The 19,781-nt window shown below is 64.9% G+C and carries 19 protein-coding genes; 15 read left to right on the top strand and 4 right to left on the bottom strand.

Translation table 11 applies throughout. The features are described from left to right. Window positions 1-55 precede the first annotated feature (55 nt). The 7 genes from ACLRDN_RS19305 (at window position 56) to ACLRDN_RS19275 (ending at window position 5,950) form a co-directional block, all read left to right on the top strand. Entirely contained in the window at window positions 56-382 is a 327-nt protein-coding gene (locus ACLRDN_RS19305) for a YbaB/EbfC family nucleoid-associated protein (RefSeq protein WP_413457607.1), read from the top strand. 98 nt (window positions 383-480) lie between these two features. Then, a complete protein-coding gene (locus tag ACLRDN_RS19300; RefSeq protein WP_088756366.1) occupies window positions 481-783 on the top strand; it encodes a YciI family protein in 303 nt (100 codons plus the stop codon). After that, window positions 780-1,376 (top strand): recombination mediator RecR, encoded by a 597-nt coding sequence (gene recR, locus ACLRDN_RS19295; RefSeq protein ID WP_413457606.1) that lies wholly within the window; start codon window positions 780-782, stop codon window positions 1,374-1,376. The genes ACLRDN_RS19300 and recR overlap by 4 nt, the downstream gene beginning before the upstream one ends. Window positions 1,377-1,692: 316 nt before the next feature. Then, complete coding sequence (locus ACLRDN_RS19290) at window positions 1,693-2,940, top strand: CaiB/BaiF CoA transferase family protein (protein WP_413457605.1); 1,248 nt, start codon at window positions 1,693-1,695, stop codon at window positions 2,938-2,940. A gap of 132 nt (window positions 2,941-3,072) precedes the next feature. Continuing rightward, the gene (locus ACLRDN_RS19285) at window positions 3,073-4,110 is read left to right on the top strand and encodes an ABC transporter substrate-binding protein (protein ID WP_413457604.1); all 1,038 of its coding nucleotides are present in this window, start codon (window positions 3,073-3,075) and stop codon (window positions 4,108-4,110) included. A gap of 142 nt (window positions 4,111-4,252) precedes the next feature. After that, entirely contained in the window at window positions 4,253-5,062 is an 810-nt protein-coding gene (locus ACLRDN_RS19280) for an ABC transporter ATP-binding protein (protein ID WP_259433068.1), read from the top strand. Window positions 5,063-5,098: 36 nt separating this feature from the next. After that, window positions 5,099-5,950, top strand: a complete 852-nt coding sequence (locus tag ACLRDN_RS19275; RefSeq protein ID WP_413457603.1) for an ABC transporter permease — start codon at window positions 5,099-5,101, stop codon at window positions 5,948-5,950. Window positions 5,951-6,152: 202 nt separating this feature from the next. Here ACLRDN_RS19275 and mctP read toward each other — a convergent pair whose 3' ends face one another. Both mctP and ACLRDN_RS19265 read right to left on the bottom strand, forming a co-directional pair. Continuing rightward, window positions 6,153-7,646 carry a monocarboxylate uptake permease MctP gene (gene mctP / locus ACLRDN_RS19270; protein ID WP_413457602.1) on the bottom strand — a complete coding sequence of 498 codons (1,494 nt, stop codon included), beginning with the start codon at window positions 7,644-7,646 and terminating at the stop codon, window positions 6,153-6,155. Further along, the gene (locus tag ACLRDN_RS19265) at window positions 7,646-7,825 is read right to left on the bottom strand and encodes a DUF3311 domain-containing protein (protein ID WP_034332747.1); all 180 of its coding nucleotides are present in this window, start codon (window positions 7,823-7,825) and stop codon (window positions 7,646-7,648) included. Before ACLRDN_RS19265 ends, mctP begins: the two co-directional genes overlap by 1 nt. 288 nt (window positions 7,826-8,113) lie before the next feature. Here ACLRDN_RS19265 and ACLRDN_RS19260 point away from each other — a divergent pair, with 288 nt between their 5' ends. The 3 genes from ACLRDN_RS19260 to ACLRDN_RS19250 all read left to right on the top strand — a co-directional run bounded on the left by ACLRDN_RS19260 (window position 8,114) and on the right by ACLRDN_RS19250 (window position 11,771). After that, window positions 8,114-9,826 carry a putative bifunctional diguanylate cyclase/phosphodiesterase gene (locus ACLRDN_RS19260; protein ID WP_413457601.1) on the top strand — a complete coding sequence of 571 codons (1,713 nt, stop codon included), beginning with the start codon at window positions 8,114-8,116 and terminating at the stop codon, window positions 9,824-9,826. A 66-nt stretch (window positions 9,827-9,892) separates the two neighbouring features. Further along, entirely contained in the window at window positions 9,893-10,792 is a 900-nt protein-coding gene (locus ACLRDN_RS19255; protein WP_413457600.1) for an NAD-dependent protein deacetylase, read from the top strand. Window positions 10,793-10,919: 127 nt separating this feature from the next. Further along, complete coding sequence (locus ACLRDN_RS19250; protein ID WP_413457599.1) at window positions 10,920-11,771, top strand: MetQ/NlpA family ABC transporter substrate-binding protein; 852 nt, start codon at window positions 10,920-10,922, stop codon at window positions 11,769-11,771. An 89-nt stretch (window positions 11,772-11,860) separates the two neighbouring features. Here ACLRDN_RS19250 and ACLRDN_RS19245 read toward each other — a convergent pair whose 3' ends face one another. After that, complete coding sequence (locus ACLRDN_RS19245; protein WP_413457598.1) at window positions 11,861-13,219, bottom strand: LLM class flavin-dependent oxidoreductase; 1,359 nt, start codon at window positions 13,217-13,219, stop codon at window positions 11,861-11,863. 81 nt (window positions 13,220-13,300) lie between these two features. After that, entirely contained in the window at window positions 13,301-14,878 is a 1,578-nt protein-coding gene (locus tag ACLRDN_RS19240) for an MFS transporter (RefSeq protein WP_413457597.1), read from the bottom strand. 91 nt (window positions 14,879-14,969) lie between these two features. Here ACLRDN_RS19240 and ACLRDN_RS19235 point away from each other — a divergent pair, with 91 nt between their 5' ends. The 5 genes from ACLRDN_RS19235 (at window position 14,970) to ACLRDN_RS19215 (ending at window position 19,774) form a co-directional block, all read left to right on the top strand. Continuing rightward, window positions 14,970-15,872 carry a LysR family transcriptional regulator gene (locus tag ACLRDN_RS19235; RefSeq protein WP_413457596.1) on the top strand — a complete coding sequence of 301 codons (903 nt, stop codon included), beginning with the start codon at window positions 14,970-14,972 and terminating at the stop codon, window positions 15,870-15,872. A 45-nt stretch (window positions 15,873-15,917) separates the two neighbouring features. Continuing rightward, the gene (locus tag ACLRDN_RS19230) at window positions 15,918-16,949 is read left to right on the top strand and encodes a DUF4105 domain-containing protein (RefSeq protein ID WP_413457595.1); all 1,032 of its coding nucleotides are present in this window, start codon (window positions 15,918-15,920) and stop codon (window positions 16,947-16,949) included. Between the two features lie 225 nt (window positions 16,950-17,174). After that, window positions 17,175-17,951 carry an ABC transporter permease subunit gene (locus tag ACLRDN_RS19225; RefSeq protein WP_413457594.1) on the top strand — a complete coding sequence of 259 codons (777 nt, stop codon included), beginning with the start codon at window positions 17,175-17,177 and terminating at the stop codon, window positions 17,949-17,951. Next, on the top strand, window positions 17,951-18,706 hold the full coding sequence (locus tag ACLRDN_RS19220) for an ABC transporter ATP-binding protein (protein ID WP_343726132.1): 756 nt from the start codon (window positions 17,951-17,953) through the stop codon (window positions 18,704-18,706). The genes ACLRDN_RS19225 and ACLRDN_RS19220 overlap by 1 nt, the downstream gene beginning before the upstream one ends. A 60-nt stretch (window positions 18,707-18,766) precedes the next feature. Beyond that, window positions 18,767-19,774: an NrtA/SsuA/CpmA family ABC transporter substrate-binding protein gene (locus ACLRDN_RS19215; RefSeq protein ID WP_413457593.1), complete on the top strand. Its 1,008-nt coding sequence runs from the start codon at window positions 18,767-18,769 to the stop codon at window positions 19,772-19,774. Window positions 19,775-19,781 lie beyond the last annotated feature (7 nt).

The following is a 19,781-nucleotide window of genomic DNA, read 5'->3' as shown; positions in this document are numbered from 1 at the left end:
GGCCACCGTGCCAAACGCGATAGAATCCCGAAAATTGAAACAAGGAGCAATGAGCATGATGAAAGGTCAACTGGCAGGTCTGATGAAGCAAGCACAGGCCATGCAGGACAACATGAAGAAGGCCCAGGAACAGCTGGCCAGCATCGAAGTCGAGGGCCAGTCCGGCGCCGGCCTGGTGAAGGTGGTGATGACCTGCAAGAACGACGTCAAGCGCGTCGCCATCGATCCGTCGCTGCTGGCTGATGACAAGGACATGCTGGAAGACCTGGTCGCCGCCGCCTTCAACGACGCCGTGCGCAAGGCCGAAGCCACCGCCCAGGAAAAGATGTCGGGCGTGACCGCCGGCATGCCGCTGCCCCCGGGCTTCAAGATGCCCTTCTGATGCTGCGCCGGCCCGGTGGTTGCGACCGCCGGGCGCAGGCAGCACCGCGCAGGATAGTCTGATTCTGATGGAATGCAGGATTGCTTAGTGGAGGCACCATGTTCATCGTCTCGATCACGTACACCAAGCCGGCAGGCGAAATTGATTCCTTGCTGACCGCGCACAAGAAATTCCTCAACCAGCAATATGCCGAAGGCGTATTCCTGATGTCCGGCCGCAAGGTGCCGCGCACCGGTGGCATCATCATCGCCGACTGCGCCGACCGTGCCGAGATCGAAGCCATCATGGAGTCCGATCCCTTCTTCATCGGCGGCGTGGCCGAATACGAGATCATCGAATTCGTCCCCTCCATGACGGCCGAGGCACTCGAAGCCTTCCGCTATTCCGTAGACCGCAATTGAAAACGCCCTCCAGTCTCACCCTCCTGACCGAATCGCTGCGCCGGCTGCCCGGCATCGGCCCCAAGACCGCGCAGCGCATGGCTTTCCACCTGCTGCAGCATGACCGCGACGCGGCCGCCGAGCTGAGCCAGTCGCTGGCCAAGGCGCTGGAGACCATCCGCCACTGCGCCCTGTGCAATACCTTCACCGAGCAGGTCGTCTGCGAGACCTGCCAGGACAGCCAGCGCGACCATACCCAGCTGTGCGTGGTGGAGTCGCCCTCGGACCAGGTCATGATCGAGCAGACCCTGACCTTCAAAGGGCTGTATTTCGTGCTCATGGGCCGGCTCTCGCCGCTGGACGGCATCGGCCCGCGTGACATCCATCTCGAAAAGCTCATCACCCGCGCCACCGATGGCGTGGTCAGCGAAGTGGTGCTGGCCACCAATTTCACCAACGAAGGCGAAGCCACCGCCCACTACATCAGCGAAACCCTCAAGGCCCGTGGCCTGAAGGTGAGCCGCCTTGCGCGCGGCGTACCGGTGGGGGGCGAACTGGAATACGTGGACGCCGGCACCATTGCCCGCGCCATGCTGGACCGCCGCACGACCTGAGGCCGGCCCGGGCGCGGCATCGTTTTCAGATGAAAAACTTGCAGGCATGGCTTCTGCAATGCAGGTCAAAATGCGCGACATCGTGCGCATGCTGCAATAGAATGTCGGACGCCGGCCTGAACGTATGACGTCAGGCCAGGGAGGTGCAGGGCTCTACCGGTCCGCGCATCATGGTCCCTGTGCCAGCCGCGCAGCATCACCCGAATCCATCGCATTCCAGGACACTGGCCGCTACCCCACAAGAGCCAGGTCCCGCACCATCGACCAAGAGGAGAACACCGGAGGCCGCGCCTGCCAGGCGCCCGGTGCAAGCACGATGAGCACAGCCACATCCAAGCCCGGCCCGCTGGCCGGCATCAAGGTTCTTGAACTGGGCACGCTGATTGCGGGGCCTTTCTGCTCGCGCATGCTGGCCGAGTTCGGCGCCGAGGTGATCAAGATCGAAGCGCCCGGCAATGGCGATCCGCTGCGCCAGTGGCGCGTGCTCAAGGACGGCACCTCGCTGTGGTGGTCGGTCCAGGCGCGCAACAAGAAGAGCATCACCCTGAACATGAAGGATGAGCGCGCCCAGGAGATCGCCCGCCAGCTTGCCCTGGACGCCGACGTCATCATCGAGAATTACCGCCCCGGCGTACTGGAAAAGTGGAAGCTCGGCTATGAGGACTTGAAGCAGCTGAACCCCGCCACCATCATGGTGCGCCTGTCCGGCTACGGCCAGACCGGCCCGCTGCGCGACCTGCCGGGCTTCGGGGCCATCGGCGAATCGATGGGCGGCATCCGCTACGTCTCCGGCCATCCGGACCGTCCGCCGGTGCGTATCGGCATTTCCATCGGGGACTCCATCGCCGCGCTCCATGGCGTGATCGGGGCCATGATGGCGCTGCGCCATCGCGACGTCACCGGTGGCCGCTGGAACGGCAAATCCGGCGCGCACTGCGTGGCAGGGCAGGGCCAGATGGTGGATGTGGCCTTGTACGAAGCGGTCTTCAACATGATGGAATCGATGGTGCCCGAGTTCGATTTCGCCGGCGTGGTGCGGGAACGCACCGGCGGCGCGCTGCCCGGGATCGTCCCCTCCAACACCTACACCACGGGTGACGGCATGAACATCGTCATCGCCGGCAATGGCGACGCCATCTTCAAGCGCCTGATGAGTGCCATCGGCCGCGACGACATGGCCAATGATCCGGGCCTGGCGCGCAACGACGGCCGCGTACCGCGCACCGAAGAAATCGATGCCGCCATCCAGCAATGGTGCAGCACGCAGACCATCGATTCGGCCCTGGCCACGCTGCAGGCGGCCGATGTCCCGGTCGGCAAGATCTATTCGGTCAAGGACATGATGAGCGATGCGCAATTCCTGGCGCGCGACATGTTCGAGCAGCACCAGTTTGCCGACGGCACGCCGGTCAAGCTGCCGGGCATCACGCCCAAGATGTCCGAGACGCCCGGCCAGACCCGGTGGCTGGGCCCGGAGCTGGGCGCCCACAGCGATGAAATCCTGCAATCGCTGGGGTATGATGAGGCCCACATCAAGAAGCTGCGGGACGACGGCGTGCTCTGAAGGATTCTGCACAGCATTGCGTAGCCAATTCCGTACCGAATGCTGTACATGAAACAGTACACAAAGCAGCATATAAAGCAGTACATAAAGCAGTACAGAGCAGCACCCCCATCCACACACGGAGGAGACATAATGAAATTGAGCTGGAAGCAATTGCTGATCGCCGCTGGCCTGTTCCTGGCCGGCTATTTTTCATTCAACGGCAGTGCCGGCGCGCAGGCGCTGGAAAAACCCAAGGTCTCCATCGCCGTGGGTGGCAAGAACCTGTTCTACTACCTGCCGCTGACCATTGCCGAGCAGCTCGGCTATTTCAAGGATGAAGGCCTGCAGGTCGAGATCTCCGACTTCGCCGGCGGTGCAAAGGCGCTGCAGGCCATGGTGGGTGGCAGCGCCGACGTGGTCTCGGGCGCATTTGAACACACCATCAACATGCAGGCCAAGAACCAGCCCATCGTGGCCTTCGTGCTGCAGGGCCGGGCCCCGCAGATCGTGCTGGCGGTCAACAACAAGACCATGCCCAACTACAAGACCGTGGCTGACCTGAAGGGCAAGAAGATCGGCGTCACCGCACCGGGCTCTTCCACCAGCATCATGGCCAGCTACGTGCTGGCCAAGGCGGGCTTGAAGCCCACCGATGTTTCCTTCATCGGCGTGGGTGCCGCAGCCGGGGCCATCTCGGCCATCCGCTCGGGCCAGATCGATGCGATCGCCAACCTCGATCCGGTCATTTCCATGCTGGAGCAGAACAACGAGGTCAAGGTCGTTGCCGACACCCGTACCCTGAAGGACACCAATGATGTCTTCGGTGGCCCGATGCCGGCGGCCACCCTGTATGCACCGGCGGCTTTCGTGCAAAAGTATCCCAACACCACGCAAGCCTTGACCAATGCCATGGTGCGCGCGCTGAAGTGGATCCAGAAGGCCGGTCCTTCCGACATCATCAAGGCCGTCCCGGAAAGCTACCTGCTGGGCGACCGCTCGCTCTACATCGATGCCTTCATGAAGGTGCGCCAGGCCATTTCACCCGACGGCTACTTCCCGCCAGGCGGTCCGGATACGGCGCTGCGCACGCTGAAGGCTTTCGAGCCCTCGCTGGCGGACAAGCAGATCGACCTGTCGAAGACCTTCACCAATTCCTTCGTGCAGAAGGCCAACGCCAAGTACAAGTAAGCGCAGGCCCGGCGTTCCCGGTCCGTGCGAATGCACCGCAAATGCCCGGCAACGGGCATTTGCGCATCTTGGGCCGGGAGCGCTGAGCTTCCTTTGAGCTTCTTTCGTCTTCTCCTACCGGGCCGCAGCCGCCCGCACCACCATGACGCCAGCACTTCAGTTCGACAACATCACCTGCACCTTCGTCTCCAAGGACGACCGTTCCCAGCGCTACACCGCCGTGGCCAATACGGATCTCTCGATCGCGCCGGGCGAATTCGTTTCCGTGGTCGGCCCCACCGGCTGCGGCAAGTCCACCTTGCTCAACGTCGGGGCCGGACTGCTGCAACCGTCCTCGGGCAGCGTCAAGGTTTTCGGTGAAGAACTCAAAGGCATCAACCGCCGCGCCGGCTACATGTTCCAGGCCGAGGCATTGATGCCCTGGCGCAGCGCGCTGCAAAACGTGATCGCCGGCCTGCAGTATCGCGGCCAGGACGAAAAGGCGGCAGCAGAACTGGGCGAACAATGGCTGGCGCGCGTGGGCCTGCAAGGCTTCGGCGACCGCTATCCGCACCAGCTCTCCGGCGGCATGCGCAAGCGCGTGGCGCTGGCGCAGACGCTGATCCTGGACCCGGACATCATCCTCATGGACGAACCCTTCTCCGCCCTCGATATCCAGACCCGCCAGCTGATGGAAAACGAAGTGCTGGACCTGTGGAACGCCAAGAAGAAAGCCGTGCTCTTCATCACCCACGATCTGGATGAAGCCATCGCCATGTCCGATCGCGTCATCGTCCTCGCGGCCGGCCCCGGCACGCACCCCATCGGTGAATTCAGGATCGACCTGCCGCGCCCGCGCGACGTGGCCGAAATCCGCATGCATCCGCGTTTCGTCGAACTGCACCAGCAAATCTGGGATGTGCTGCGCGATGAAGTGCTCAAGGGCTATCAACAACAAAAGCGCGCAGCGTAAGCCGTACCGAAAAGATCAGGGAAGAGACTCAGCATCATGTGGAAATTATTTAAACCGAATCACAAGAACATCCGTTTCTGGCAGCTGATGGTGTTGGCCGTGGTGCTGCTGGTCTGGCACGTGGCCACGCGCAATCCGCAGACCGCCTTCTTCTTCGGCGAACCGCTGAAGGTGGCGCAGCGCATCTGGGAATGGTTCACCGTCGGCAGCGGCTCGCTGGAAGTGGGCATGGGCGACACCACCTTCTTCACGCTCAGCTTCCCGGCAGAAATCTATTCACACCTGTTGATCACGCTCACCGAAACCGTGCTGGCCTTCCTCATCGGCACCGTCTTCGGCCTGGCCATCGGCCTGTGGCTGGCGCTCTCGCCGACCGCCTCGGCCATCCTCGATCCTTATGTGAAGGCGGCCAACTCCATGCCGCGCGTGATCCTGGCACCGATCTTCGCGATGTGGTTCGGCCTGGGCATCTGGTCCAAGGTGGCGCTGGCGGTGACGCTGGTGTTCTTCATCGTCTTCTTCAACGTCTACCAGGGCGTCAAGGAAGTCAGCCCGGTGGTGTTGGCCAATGCCCGCATGCTGGGCGCCAATGCACGCCAGCTGCTGCGGACGGTCTACCTGCCCTCGGCCACCTCGTGGGTGTTTTCCAGCCTGCACACGTCCATTGGCCTGGCCTTCGTCGGTGCGGTGGTGGGGGAATACCTGGGCTCGGCGCGTGGCGTGGGCTACCTGATCCTGCAGGCCGAGGGCAGCTTCGACATCAACACCGTCTTTGCCGGCATCGTCGTGCTGACCGTTTTTGCGCTGGTACTGGACCTGGCCGTGGGCGTGATCGAGAAACGGCTCATGAAGTGGCAGCCCAAGAGCGGGGAGACCGAGAAGCTCTGAACCGGTCGCCATGGGGCGTGGGTTTGGGGCGCGATGAAGCGTCAACTCGTATCGCCAGGCAAAAAAAATGCTCCTCAATCGAGGAGCATTTTTTCATGCGCGAGCGTTGCAACTTTCGGGATAACGCCAGCGCATTCCAGTAGCAGCGTGATGCGCAGATGCATCGCTGGCCCAAACTGCGATGCATCCTTGCATCATCACATCAACGCTTCAATGCAGGCTGCGAACTCTTGCCCAGGACAAGGTTGGCGATGACCGCCACCACCACGTTCAGGGCCAGCGCAATGAGGCCGGTATAGAGCGTGTAGGTCTCGCCGCCGACCAGGAAGCTGTGCACCGGCTTGATGCCATCGCTGAAGGCCAGCCAGCTGCCGCCGACGATGCCCACGGCCCAGCCGCACAGCAGCGCGCGGGCGCCGAACCAGCCGACAAACAGGCCGAACACCAGCGCCGGGAAGGTCTGCAGGATCCACACGCCGCCCAGCAATTGCAGGTCCAGCGCGAACTTGGTCGGCAGGAACAGGATGAACACCAGCGCACCGAACTTGACCACCAGCGACACAACCTTGGCCACCTTGGCCTCGCCCTCATGGCTGATGCCAGGATTGACGTAGGGCTTCCAGAAGTTGCGGGTGAAGAGGTTGGAGGCGCCGATGGACATCACCGCCGCCGGCACCAGCGCACCAATGGCAATGGCGGCAAAGGCAAAGCCCGCGAACCAGCCCGGGAACAAGCCATTGAACAGCGCCGGCACCACGTCGTTGTTGGCCTGCACCTTGATGCCCGCCGCATAGGCCATGTAGCCCAGCAGCGCGATCAGCCCCAGCAGTACCGTATAGGCCGGCAGGAACACCGCGTTCTTGCGGATGGTATTGGCATCCTTGGCCGCGAAGATGCCGGTCAGGGTGTGCGGATACATGAAGGCCGCCAGGGCCGAACCCAATGCCAGCGAAGCGAAGGGCAGGAATTGCGTGGGTTTCAGGGTCAGGCCGGTCGCGCCGCCCTTGAGCGCGAAGGCATCGCGCGCCGAGCTGAACACCGCACCATAGCCGCCCAGCTTGGCCGGCACCACCACCACCGCCACCAGCACCACGATGTAGATCATGATGTCCTTGACGAAGGCGATCAGGGCCGGTGCCCGCAAGCCGGCCGAGTAGGTGTACAGGGCCAGGATCACGAAGGCCGCCAGCAGCGGCAGTTCACCGGTCAGGCCCAGGGCCTTGATGACCACTTCCATGCCGATCAGCTGCAGGGCGATGTAGGGCATGGTGGCCACCACGCCGGTCAGCGCAATGGCGAACTCCAGCGGACGCGACTGATAGCGTCCCCACACCACATCGGCCGCCGTGACGTGGCCGGCCTTGTGGGCTGCATGCCATAACTTGGGCATGATCACGAACACGATCGGGTAGACCAGGATGGTATAGGGCAGGGCGAAGAAACCGTAGGCCCCGACCGCATAGACCAGCGCCGGCACCGCGATGACGGTGTAGGCGGTATAGAAGTCGCCGCCGACCAGGAACCAGGTGATCCAGGTGCCGAAGTTGCGGCCACCCAGGCCCCACTCATCGAGGTGGGCACCCTTGTTACTGGGGCCGGCCATCCATTTGGAGGCCAGGAAGCCCATCACGGTGACCAGGGCGAAGAAGAACAGGAAGACCCAGAGTGCGGTCCAGTGGATGTTGGAGGTCTCCATTATTCGACTCCCTTTTTCAGGCCATCACGATAGACCAGCCAGATGATCAGCGAAGTCAGCGGGACCCAGGCGAACTGGTACCAGTAGAAGAAGGGAAAGCCGAACAGGCTCGGCAATTCGGCGTTGTAGAAGGGGACCCAGAGCAGGCCGATGAAAGGCAGCAGAAGTAGTAGCCGCATGTTTGTTGCTCCTCGAACTTTTGGCGGAAGAATTTTTATGTCGACGCTGGCTCAGCCTTGCGGGCCGGGGGCGCCGTGAAAGTTGCAGGCGAATTATAGGGAGATTCGGACAATCGCGTTCGGCGCCGCCCGCAGCTCAGGGAATTCCCGAGGAGGGGCGTCTTCCGTCCGGCGTACAATGGCGGCTTCAACAGCATGGCCGGGTCTCCGCTACGGAACACTGCTTGCGGTGGCCCGTCGGGGGGGCGAGCACCGCAGGTCCGGCAAGCGCCCTTGGGAGAGGCCGACATGAGCCAGCAAGATGACCTGACCGAATACAGTTCCGCCAACGCTTACCGCCTGCTGGTACAGCGCATCAAGGATTACGCCATCTACCTGCTGCGCCCGGATGGCGTGGTGGCCAGCTGGAACGCCGGCGCCCGGCGCTTCAAGGGATACACCGACGAGGAAATCATCGGCCAGCATTACTCGGTCTTCTACGAAGTGCCCGACCGCCTGGCCGGCCTGCCCGAGACCAACCTGGCCATCGCCCTGCGCGAGGGCAAGTTCGAGGATGAGGGCTGGCGCGTGCGCAAGGATGGCTCGCGCTTCTGGGCCCATGTGGTGATCGATCCCATCTACCAGGAAGACGGCACGCTGCTGGGCTTTGCCAAGATCACCCGCGACCGTACCGAACAGCTGGAAACCAGCGAGAAGATTCTTTTCATGGCCCGCCACGATGCCATGACCGGGCTGCCCAACCGCGTCCATTTCCTGGAGCGGCTCGATGAAGCCATGTCCACGCTGCAGCCGGGCCAGCAGCAGGTGGCCGTGGTCAGCATCGACCTGGATGGCTTCAAGGAAGTCAACGATGCCTTCGGCCACGGCGTGGGCGACCAGCTGCTCTCCGAGCTGGGCCGCCGCCTCAAGGCCAGTGTCGGCGAGAACGAAATGGTGGCGCGCTTCGGCGGCGACGAATTTGTTGCCTTCAAGCTGATCCGTCATCCGCGCCAGCTGAGCGACTTCATCACGCGCCTGCAACGCGCGCTGACCGGCATGCTGCGCCTTGCGCAAACCGACATCGTGCCGGGCGCCAGTCTCGGGGTGGCGCTGTTCCCCGGCGACGCCATCGACCGCGCGCAACTGCTCAACAATGCCGACCTGGCCATGTATCGCGCCAAGAAGAGCCTGGACGAGAAGATCTGCTACTACGAAGCCAACATGGACGAGGCCTCGCGTGCACGCCGCGCCATGGCGCGCGACCTGTGGGTGGCACTGGAGCAGGGGCAGTTCTTCCTCAACTTCCAGATCCAGCGGGCGGTGAGCAGCGACGAGATCACCGGCTACGAAGTGCTGCTGCGCTGGCAGCATCCGACCCAGGGCTTGATCCCGCCGGGGATCTTCATCCCGGTGGCCGAAGAATGCGGCGCCATCAGCGCCATCGGCGACTGGGTGCTCGAGCATGCCTGCCGCGAGGCCGTGCTGTGGAATCTGCAGCCGCGCATTGCCGTCAATCTTTCAGCTTTGCAATTGTCCAACGCCGGCCTGGTGGAAAAGGTGCGCGCCGTGCTGGCGTCCACCGGATTGCCTGCGCACAGGCTGGAACTGGAAGTGACCGAGACCGCCCTCATTGCCGACCGCGACCGTGCGCTGCACCTGCTGCAGCAACTCAAGGCCATGGGCGTGACCATCGCCATGGACGATTTCGGCAGTGGCTATTCCTCGCTGGAAACCTTGCGCAGCTTTCCCTTCGACAAGATCAAGCTGGATCGCAGCTTCATCAGTGAGCTCGAAACCAGCCAGCAGGCCAAGGCCTTCGTGCGTGCCATCCTGGCGCTGGGCCACAGCCTGAATGTGGCGGTGCTGGCCGAGGGTGTGGAGACCGAAGCCCAGCGCACCATCCTCGAAGAGGAAGGCTGCCAGGAGGGTCAAGGCTATCTGTTTGGCTATCCGGCGCTCTTGAGCCGCCTGGGCGAACTGGACCAGGCGGTGCCGCCGCACGAGGTCCAGCGCCGCGCCTGAGCGCTGCAGGCGCGGGCAATTTCGCGTAGGCTGGCGGCTGTCGTGATTTCTCCAGCGAGTTTGTCCATGAGCCAGAGCCTGTCCCTTGTAGCGGATGCCGCCCCCCTTGCCCCCGCCGAAGAAGCGCCCGGGACCGGCCCGTTGGCTGCGCTGGCGGAGCTGCTCCAATCCCGCCGCCAGGTGCTGGTCCTGACCGGGGCCGGCATCAGTACCGCATCCGGCATTCCCGACTACCGCGACGACAGCGGCGTGCGGCGTGGCCGCCTGCCCATCCAGGGCACCGAGTTCCGCCAATCGGAAGCGGCCCGCAAACGCTACTGGGCGCGCAGCATGCTGGGCTGGCCACGCCTGGCGCTGGCCGCGCCCAATGCGGCGCATCGCGCGCTGGCGCAATTGCAACGGGCCGGCCATCTCGGCGGCATCCTGACCCAGAACGTCGATGGCCTGCACCAGCAGGCCGGCAGCCGCGACGTGATCGAACTGCATGGCAGCATCCATGCGGTGCGCTGCCTGGCCTGCGACACCGTCTATCCGCGTGCCGAGATCCAGCAGGAGCTGGCACGCTGCAATCCCGCTTTCGTTGACCTGCAGGCCGAGGCCTTGCCCGATGGCGACGCCCGCCTGGAACCGCAGGCTGATGCCGCCTTCCATGTCCCGGCCTGCGTGGCCTGTGGCGGCATGCTGCAACCGGATGTGGTGTTCTTCGGCGATGGCGTGCCGCCCGCGCGCACGGCCCAGGCCGAGGCGGCGGCCCAGGCCTGTGATGCCATGCTGGTGATCGGCTCTTCGCTGATGGTGTTGTCGGGCTTTCGCTTCCCGCGCACGGTGGCCGCGGCCGGCAAGCCGGTGGTGGCGATCAACCGCGGCGTGACCCGCGCCGATGACTTGCTGGCCTTCAAGCTGCGCGAGGATGCCGAAGCGGTGCTGCCGCGCCTGGCTGCGTTGCTGGGTGCAGACGGGCACTGAGCCAAGTCCCGCGCTTGCCTCGGCGAGCAACGATCAACTATCGACATGCGGATTGCTTCGTTCAATTCCGCACTGTGTCTCCCTACACTGGCAGGCGACCCTTCTTCTCCCGGAAAGCGAACCTGCCATGTTGAAGTCCCTGCAGCCCCTGCTGCGCCTGTCGCACATCGTCCTCCTCGCTACCGCCCTGGTCGGCAGCGCCCAGGCCGCACCGCCTGCCCGCGAACTCAAGCTCGGTTTCGTGCCCGGCCCCTACATCGATGAATTCAAGCTGGGCGTGCAGCCGCAGCTGGAGCAGAAGGGCTACAAGATCCGCTACTACGAATTCTCCACCGGACTGGAAGCCAACAGCGCCGTCTTCAAAGGCGACATCGATGCCAACGTGATGCAGCACTCGGTATTCCTGGCCTCCTACAACGAACGCAACAAGACCGACCTGGTCGGCATCGTGCAGGTCCCCACGCCGCCGATGGGGCTGTATTCGCGCAAGCACAAGAGCCTGGACAATCTCAAGAAGGGCTTTACGGTGGCCGTGCCCAATGACCCGGTCAACCTGCAGCGGGCGCTGTGGATCCTGCAGCGCCTGGGCTGGATTCGCATCCGCGAGAACAAGCCGGTGGACGTGACTGAACTGGACGTGGTCGAAAACAAGGTCGGCCTGAAACTGGTCCTGCTGGAAAACGCCCAGGGACCGCGTGCCCTGGACGATGCCGATTTCGCGGCGATCCAGGGCAACTTCGCCATCTTCGCCAAGCTCAAGCTCTCCGAGGCCTTCATCCTCGAAGACATGAAGTCGCCCTACATCAACGTGGTGGCCGTCAAGAAGACCAAGCAGGAGGAGACCTATGCACAGGACATCGTGCAGGCCTATCGTTCCGAATTCTTCCAGAAGGCCATCCGCTCGGAACCCTTCTATGACGGCTTCACCTTGCCCGATTATTTCAGCGCCACCAGCACGCTCAAGCTCGGCAAGAACTGAGCCGCTCTCCAGCAAAAAGGCCGCGCCGGGTGTACCGGCGCGGCCTTCATTGTTTCCGGCTTCTGCGCACTTTCTTCACCCGGCCGGGCTCATGCCGCCCGCGCCGTGGCGTCGCTGCCGGCAGGCGCCAGCGGACGCGCCAGTCCGAGGTGCTCGCGCAAGGTGCTGCCCTCATAGTCATATCGGAACAAACCGCGTTGCTGCAACAGGGGTACCACGCCATCGACGAAGTCCTGCAGCCCGCCGGGCAGGGCATCGGGCATGAGGTTGAAGCCATCGGCCGCGCCTGCCTTGAACCAGCGTTCGATCTCATCGGCGATCTGCTCGGGTGTACCCACCAGCACGCGATGCCCGCCGCCGCCGCACAGGGCGCGGATGACGTCGCGCACCGTGTGTGAGCGTCCGCGCACCAGCGACAGCGTGGCCTGGAAGAAGGTGTGGTTGCCATTGCCGCCATTGGGCAGGGCGAGCTTGTCCGGCAGGGGACCATCCAGATCCAGGCTCGCCACCGGCACGCCCAGGATGCCCGCCAAACGCTTGAGGCTGTAGCTCCACGGAATCATGTCGATCAGTTCGTCACGCCGCTGCAATGCCTGCGCTTCGGTGGCACCGATGATGGTGGCCAGGCCCGGCAGGATCTTCACTGCCTGCGGCTGGCGTCCCAGTGCGGCGGCGCGGGCGTGGATAGCCAGGCGGTAGGCGCGCGCTTCCTCAATGGTGTGGGCGGCCGAGAATACGGCTTCGGCATGGCGCGCGGCCAGCTCCCGGCCATCGCCGGAGCCGCCGGCCTGCACCAGCACCGGCTGGCCCTGGGGCGTGCGCGGCAGGTTCAGCGGCCCTTGCACCTGGAAGTGCGCGCCGCGATGGGCTATCGGATGCACGCGCGTGTCGTCGATGAAGCGGCCGCTGGCGGCATCGCCCACGACGGCATCTTCTTCCCAGCTGTTCCACAAGGCCTTGACCACCAGCGTGAATTCGTCGGCGCGGGCATAGCGCGCCGCATGGTCGGGGACTTGCTCCAGCCCGAAGTTGCGCGCCGAGGGCAGGTCGGCCGTGGTGACGATGTTCCAGCCGGCGCGCCCGCCACTGACGTGATCCAGCGACGCAAAGCGGCGGGCGATGTTGTAGGGCTCGTTGTAGCTGGTGGAGGCCGTGCCGATCACGCCAATGTGCGTGGTGGCGGCCGCAATCGCGGCCAGCAGCACGGTCGGCTCCAGCGCCGTGATGGGGCGGAAGTCGATCTGCTCGATGATGGCCGCATTGTCGGCCAGGAAGACCGCATCGAACTTGGCTGCCTCGGCGATGCGCGCCACCTCGACGTAATGCGAGGCCTTCACGAAGGCGTGCGGATCGGCCCCCGGCAGGCGCCAGGCGGAGGGGATGAAACCGGAATGCAGGATGTTGACGTTCAGGTGCAGCTGCTGCGGCGCTTTGGGTGGCTGGGACATGCGGATTCCTCGGGGAAGACTGGCGGGTCTCCGATTGTGGAACCTGCGCACCCCGGCGGCCACGAATGCTTTCGCATGAACTTATGCGTTCCCGGCCACAGCCTGCCGGCTCGCGACGCGCCGCATCGACCACAGCACCAGCAGCGTGGTAGCCGCCGCCAGCAAGGCTGCCGCTGCGAAGGCATGCGCAAAGCCCTGGCCATAGGCCTGCCGCGCCAGCGTCATGGCCTGCGCACCGTGCTGCGGCAGCAGGGCCGCAGCCTGTGCCAGGTCGCCGGCCAGTACGCGGTCGATGAAGTCTGGTGCCTCGGCAGCCGCATCGAGCGTGGCCAGTGCCGCTGTCATGGCATGGCGCGCGGTCTCTGCCAGCACCGCACCCAGCCCGGCAAAACCGGCCAGCACGCCGGTGAAGCGGGCCGTCGTGCTGATACCCGAGGCCATGCCGGCCCGCTCGGGCGGCACATTGCCCATGATGGCCTTCTGCGTCTGTCCGTTGAGCAGGCCGCCGCCGCTGCCCAGCACGGCCATGCCGAGCACGGTCCAGCCATGCGCCGCCGACTGCGCCGCCAGCATCATCAGGAGGTTGCCCAGGGCGGTCACGCTCAGTCCCAGCGCCAGCATCTGTGATGAGGACAGCCAGCGCCCCAGCACGCGTCCGGCCTGCGGCAGCAGCAGCATGGCCAGCGCAAACGGCAGCATCGCCAGGCCTGCCTGGCCCGCGCCCAGACCGCGCGCATTCTGCAGGAACAGTGGCAGCAGCGAGGCCATCACCTGGGCCGAGGCGGCATAGGCGAACATGGCGGCGACGGCGGCGACGAAGCCGCTATGACGAAACAGCGACAGCTCCAGCATCGGATGGGCGCAGCGGCGCTCCCAGGCGATGAAGAGGGTGAATAAAAGAGCGCCACCCACTGCGCGGGTGACGCAAGCAACGCTGGTCCACCCGTGTTCCGGCCCGGTGATCAGGGTCCAGGTCAAGAGGAAGACCGCGCTGGAGGAACTGAGGATGCCCAAGGGGTCCAGCGGCCGTGGCAGCGGATTGCGCGACTCCGGCACATGGCGCCAGACCGCTGCGGCCAGCAGCAGGCAGGCGGGCAGGTTGACCGCAAACGCCCAGCGCCAGCCCAGCAGGGTATTGACCGCGCCGCCGATGAGCGGGGCCAGCACCATGGTCAGGCCCATGATGCCGCCCCACAGGGCCCAGGCGCGTTCGCGCTGGCTCTCCTCGTGGAAGGCGTGGCCCACCACCGCCAGTGCCGGCGCCAGCAGGAACGCGGCGCCCACACCCTGCAGGGCGCGTGCGGCATACAGGGCCGGTGCCGTGGGCGCCAGGGCACAGGCCAGCGAGGTCAGCGCAAACAGGGCGATGCCCGCCAGCAGCACGCGCTTGCGGCCATAGCGGTCGGCGATGGCACCGGCCGGCAGCAGCAGGGCGGCAAAGCAGAGCACGTAGCTGCTGACCACCCATTCGATCTGGCTGAAGGTGGCGCCGAGATCGCGCGCCACTGTAGGCAGGATGATGCCCACCACGTTGGTATCGAGCACCGTCATGGCGCAGCCGAAGGATCCGGTCAGCAGGACGCGGCCAGCGGGAGAAGACAGGCGCAGGGACATGGCGGGCAGGCAAAGGAAATCGGATTCCCATTGAAGCAAGATCAATGATTCGCTTCAATCATGGATTTCCGTCTTTTAATTAGGTATAAGCTAATTATCCGTCTCCCATTTCAACCGCACCCAGGAGCCCGTTTCGATGGATCTGCGACACCTGCGCTATTTCCTCACCGTGGCCGACGAACTGCATTTCGCCCGTGCCGCCGAGCTGCTGGGCATTGCCCCGCCCACGCTGAGCGTACAGATCCAGCAACTGGAGCGGCAATTGCAGTGCCAGCTGTTCGTGCGCAGCAAGCGCTCGGTGGCGCTGACCTCGGCGGGCGAGGATTTCGTGATCCAGGCGCGTGCCGCACTGGCACGCTTCGACCAGGCCATCGATGCCGGCCGCCGCGCAGGCCGTGGCGAGCTGGGGCGGGTGGAGGTGGGCTATGTTGGCTCGGCAGTCTTCGGCGGCATCCTGCAACAGCAGCTCAGCACCTTTCGCCAGCGCTGGCCGCAGGTACTGGTGCATGCGCGCGAGTGGCCGATGCTGCAGCTTGGTGCCGCGCTGGAGGAGGGCAAGCTCGATATCGCCTTCGTGCGCCTGCCGGTGCCGCTGGGGCAGACATTGCAATCCCACGTGCTGCTGCGCGACCGCTTTTGCCTGGCGCTGCCCTCGGATCATCCGCTGGCCGCCAATGACGGCGCGATCCGCTCGCGCGCCCTGGCCGGTGAAGCCTTCATCCTCCCCGAGCAGGAACTGGGCAGCCGCGAAGTGTGGCGGCGCGGCGGTCTGGTGCCGCGCAGCCTGAGCCGGCCCGGCGGGCTGCTGGCCGTGCTGGCCGAAGTGGCCGTGGGCGCCGGCGTGGCCGTGGTGCCGGGGGTACTCACCACGGTGGTGAATTTGCCCAACGTCAGCTACCGGGCGCTGGCCGGCGCACCCATCGTCTCCGAGGTGGCCGCCGTCTATCGCCGATTTGAGCGGGCCCCGGCGGTGCGCAACATGATCGCCGCGTTACGTGCCAGCAAGCCGGTGCAGGTTCACGCCGCTACAATGGTCTGAGCCGGCCGCTTCGCTCTCCTCTTCATCCGACCAGAAAACGTACCGATGTTCTTTCTCCAAGCAGCGCTGTTGATCGTATTGGGTTTCTTTACGCTGGGGCTGGCGGTGTGGGGCGGGTTTGCGCTGTGGTTCCAGTTGCCGGTGGCGGCCTGGCTGCGCATCGTGGCCATCGTGCTGTGGAGCCTGCCACCGGCCGCAACGCTGGCGCTGGTGGCGGGTGCGCCGGGCCTGCCGGGTCTCTCCTTGCGCTGGGGGCCGCTGGCCTTCGTGCTGGCGGGCATGGCCATGGCGCTGTGGTGGAACAGCATTCGCCCCAGCCACGAGCGCGACTGGGCCGACGATGTGGCGCGCCTGCTGGTGCCGCAGGTGCAAGGCGACATCGTGCAACTGGACAACGTACGCAACTTCACCTGGCGCAGCGAAACCGACTACGACATCCGCTGGGAGTCACGCCGCTACGATCTCTCGCAACTGGTTTCGGCCGATCTGGTGCTGTCTTACTGGATGGGCCCGGCCATTGCGCACACGCTGGTGTCATTTGGCTTTGCCGATGGGCGGCGCCTGGTGTTTTCGCTGGAAATACGACGTGAACGCGATGAAGCCTTCTCGGCCTTGGGCGGCTTCTTCCGCAAGTTCGAGACCGTCATCGTCGCCGCCGACGAAACCGACATCATCCGTACCCGTACCAATGCGCGCGGGGAGGATGTGTATCTCTATCGGCTGCAATTGCGTCCGGACCAGCTGCGCCGGGTCTTCCTCGGCTACCTGGAGCGTGCGGCGCAATTGCGGGAGCGTCCGCGTTTCTACAACACCCTCACCAGCAACTGCACCACCATCGTCTTTGAACTGGCACGCCGTCTTTCGCCCTCCTTGCCGCTGGATGTCCGGCTGCTGCTCTCGGGCTACTTTGCGCACTACGTCTTCGACCAGGGCGTGTTGACGCCGGGCTACCGCTTCGCGCAATTGCAGGCGGCCGGGCGCATCACCGAGCGCGCGCTGCAAAGCGGCCCGGAGCAGGACTACAGCAAGCGCATACGGCAAGGGGTACCGGGTGTGCCTAATGCCGAGCTGCGCTGAAGCCTAATCCGTTTACCGGATATCCAAACACAAAATCATTCGTATTCCCTCGCCGCGAAGCTGATTACGATTTCCTTCTTTGCACGACCCGGCGGCCTGCCGGGTGCATCCTCGCTACCACCGAGAAGGAAACGCCATGCCCGAAGCGGTCAATCATTTTCCCCTGCCGGCGGCGGGGCTGACTCCGCCTCTGCTGCGCCCGAGACAACGCCGCGCAGCCCGCGGGTGCTTACTGCACGCAGCCTCTTCCTCATTTCATGGACCGCACCGCTGGTGCTGCTGCTGGCCTGGGAAGCACTGGCCCGTGCCGGCGTGCTCTCGCCGCAGGTGCTACCGGCCCCTAGCAAGGTCTTGCAAACCGCACTGAACCTGATTGCCCAGGGCCGCCTGCTGTCGGACCTTGGTGCCAGCCTCTTGCGCGCCGCTGCCGGCTTTGCCATCGGCGGCAGCATCGGCTTCGTGCTCGGTACGCTGGTGGGCTTCTCACGCCTGGCCGAGGCGCTGGTGGACCGCAGCGTGCAGATGGTGCGCGCCGTGCCTTTCCTGGCGGCGCTGCCGCTGGTGATCGTGTGGTTCGGCGTGGGCGAGGGTGGCAAGGTGTTCCTGGTCTCGCTGGGCGTGCTGTTCCCCATCTACATCAATACCGTGCTGGGCATCCGCCAGGTCGATCCCAAGCTGCTGGAGCTGGGCCGCGTGACAGGCCTGTCCAACTGGACCCTGATCCGCCGCATCGTCCTGCCCGGCGCGCTGCCGTCGATCCTGGCCGGGGTGCGCTATGCGCTGGCCGTCGCCTGGCTGGCGCTGGTGATTGCCGAGACCATCGCTGCCAATACCGGCATCGGCTCGCTGGCCATGGATGCGCGTGAATTCCTGCAGACCGACGTGATCGTGCTGACCATCGTCATCTATGCCGGCATCGGCGTGGTGTCGGACGCCATCGCCCGCCTGCTGGAGCGCCGCCTGCTGGCCTGGCATCCCAACTACGCCGCCAAGGGGAAATGATGAGCGAGACCTTGTTTGAGCGCCATACCCTGCACCCCGCCACGGCCGATGAACTGGCCGTGAGCGTGGCCGGCCTGAAGCGCCGCTACGGACAACGCACCGTGATCCAAGGCCTGAACCTGCGCATTGCGCGCGGCGAATTCGTGGCCTTGCTGGGCGAGAGCGGTTGCGGCAAGACCACCTTGCTGCGCGCGCTGGCCGGGCTGGACCCCATCGACGGCGGCCGCATCGACGGACCGGCGCAGCCCGCCGTGGTGTTCCAGGAACCGCGCCTGATCCCGTGGGATCCGCTGTGGCGCAATGTTTCACTGGGCCTCGATGACCGCCGGGGCAAGCCGCTGGCGCAAGCCGCCCTGGAAGAAGTGGGCCTCGGTGACCGGCTCGACGACTGGCCGCGCAATCTCTCCGGTGGCCAGGCCCAGCGCGTGGCGCTGGCACGCGCCCTGGTGCGCGAGCCGCGCCTGTTGCTGCTCGATGAACCTTTCGCCGCGCTGGATGCGCTCACTCGCATCCGCATGCATGCCCTGGTGCGCCAGCTGCTGGCGCGCCATCGCCCCGGGGTGCTGCTGGTGACGCACGATGTGGATGAAGCCATCGTCCTGGCCGATCGCATCCTGGTCATGCGCGAAGGGGCCATTGCCAATGATGTCCGCGTCGCTCCCGAAGCAGCCCACGACCGCAGCCATCCTGCTGCCCAGGCCCTGCGTGCGCAGTTACTGGCCGAGCTGGGCGTGGTGGCCGCCCAGGCTGCGTAGCGGCGGCATTAAGTTTTCCTGAATGCTGTTTTTCTTCTCATTAAATCCTGCTTAATGCTCATGTCCCACGATTCCAAGCCTGCCAATCTCCATCGTCGTCAACTGTTGCAAGCTGCGCTGGGCGGCGCGGCCCTCGGCGCCAGCGGCCTGCCGCTGCTGGCGCGCGCCGCCGGCAAGTCGCGCAATACCGATACGGTGCGCCTGGCCTGGGGCAAGGGTGGTCTGCCCGGTATCGCCCGTACGCGCGGCGAGTTCGAAAAGACGCTGGCCCGCGATGGCATCAAGGTGCAGTGGGTCGGTCCTTTCCCCAACCATGCGCCGTCGTTGCAGGCCGTCACCGGTGGCAGTGCCGACTTCGGTTTCGGTGGCAGCACTACCCCCGCACTGGCCGCGATGATCGCCGGTTCGCCGCTGGTATTCACCCAGTTCGCCGTGGTCGAGCCGCGCAGCACGGCCATCATCGCCAAGGATGGGTCGGGCATCAACAAGGTCAGTGACCTGGTCGGCAAGACGGTGGCGGTCAATCGCTCCGGGCTCGGTGAGTTCCTGCTGGTGGCCGCACTGGAAAAGCACGGCATCGCGCGCGACAAGGTGAATTTCGTCTACCTCAATCCGCCGGATGCCGGCCCCGCTTTTTCGCAGGGCAAGGTCGATGCGTGGTCCATGTGGAGCCCGGGCGTGGACATCGCGCGGGTGGAGTACAAGGCGCATGACGTTTTCTTTGAAGGACGCGACCTCGATTTCCTGATCGACTTCAACTCCTACGTCACGCACCGCAAGTTCGCCGAAGAAAACGCCGACATCGTGCGCGCCGTCAACGCTGCCTATCGCGCCGAGGGCGAGTGGATCAGCAAGAATCCGCGCGAGGCCGAAACCCTGGCGCAGAAGGATGCCGGCTATTCCGACGCGGTGCGCGATTCGCTCATCAAGCTGGCGCGCCGCTGGGAATTCCACGGCACCGACGACGCCAAGTTCATCGCCACCTTCCAGGGCGCGGCCGACTGGCTGGCCGCGCGCAAGATCCTGCCGCAGAAGGTGCAAGTTTCCGATTACATCGTCAAGGTCTGATTCATCT

The sequence above is a fragment of the Herbaspirillum huttiense genome, from assembly GCF_047300815.1.
GTDB lineage: Bacteria > Pseudomonadota > Gammaproteobacteria > Burkholderiales > Burkholderiaceae_D > Herbaspirillum > Herbaspirillum huttiense_A.
This window is presented reverse-complemented; position numbering and strand designations above follow the sequence as displayed.

What these genes read in the sequence shown, in the direction of transcription:
- ACLRDN_RS19305 (WP_413457607.1), top strand. Translation starts at nt 56, where the DNA reads ATGATGAAAGGTCAACTGGCAGGTCTGATGAAGCAAGCACAGGCCATG.
- ACLRDN_RS19300 (WP_088756366.1), top strand. Translation starts at nt 481, where the DNA reads ATGTTCATCGTCTCGATCACGTACACCAAGCCGGCAGGCGAAATTGAT.
- ACLRDN_RS19290 (WP_413457605.1), top strand. Translation starts at nt 1,693, where the DNA reads ATGAGCACAGCCACATCCAAGCCCGGCCCGCTGGCCGGCATCAAGGTT.
- ACLRDN_RS19285 (WP_413457604.1), top strand. Translation starts at nt 3,073, where the DNA reads ATGAAATTGAGCTGGAAGCAATTGCTGATCGCCGCTGGCCTGTTCCTG.
- ACLRDN_RS19280 (WP_259433068.1), top strand. Translation starts at nt 4,253, where the DNA reads ATGACGCCAGCACTTCAGTTCGACAACATCACCTGCACCTTCGTCTCC.
- ACLRDN_RS19275 (WP_413457603.1), top strand. Translation starts at nt 5,099, where the DNA reads ATGTGGAAATTATTTAAACCGAATCACAAGAACATCCGTTTCTGGCAG.
- mctP (WP_413457602.1), bottom strand. Translation starts at nt 7,646, where the DNA reads ATGGAGACCTCCAACATCCACTGGACCGCACTCTGGGTCTTCCTGTTC.
- ACLRDN_RS19265 (WP_034332747.1), bottom strand. Translation starts at nt 7,825, where the DNA reads ATGCGGCTACTACTTCTGCTGCCTTTCATCGGCCTGCTCTGGGTCCCC.
- ACLRDN_RS19260 (WP_413457601.1), top strand. Translation starts at nt 8,114, where the DNA reads ATGAGCCAGCAAGATGACCTGACCGAATACAGTTCCGCCAACGCTTAC.
- ACLRDN_RS19255 (WP_413457600.1), top strand. Translation starts at nt 9,893, where the DNA reads ATGAGCCAGAGCCTGTCCCTTGTAGCGGATGCCGCCCCCCTTGCCCCC.
- ACLRDN_RS19250 (WP_413457599.1), top strand. Translation starts at nt 10,920, where the DNA reads ATGTTGAAGTCCCTGCAGCCCCTGCTGCGCCTGTCGCACATCGTCCTC.
- ACLRDN_RS19245 (WP_413457598.1), bottom strand. Translation starts at nt 13,219, where the DNA reads ATGTCCCAGCCACCCAAAGCGCCGCAGCAGCTGCACCTGAACGTCAAC.
- ACLRDN_RS19235 (WP_413457596.1), top strand. Translation starts at nt 14,970, where the DNA reads ATGGATCTGCGACACCTGCGCTATTTCCTCACCGTGGCCGACGAACTG.
- ACLRDN_RS19230 (WP_413457595.1), top strand. Translation starts at nt 15,918, where the DNA reads ATGTTCTTTCTCCAAGCAGCGCTGTTGATCGTATTGGGTTTCTTTACG.
- ACLRDN_RS19220 (WP_343726132.1), top strand. Translation starts at nt 17,951, where the DNA reads ATGAGCGAGACCTTGTTTGAGCGCCATACCCTGCACCCCGCCACGGCC.
- ACLRDN_RS19215 (WP_413457593.1), top strand. Translation starts at nt 18,767, where the DNA reads ATGTCCCACGATTCCAAGCCTGCCAATCTCCATCGTCGTCAACTGTTG.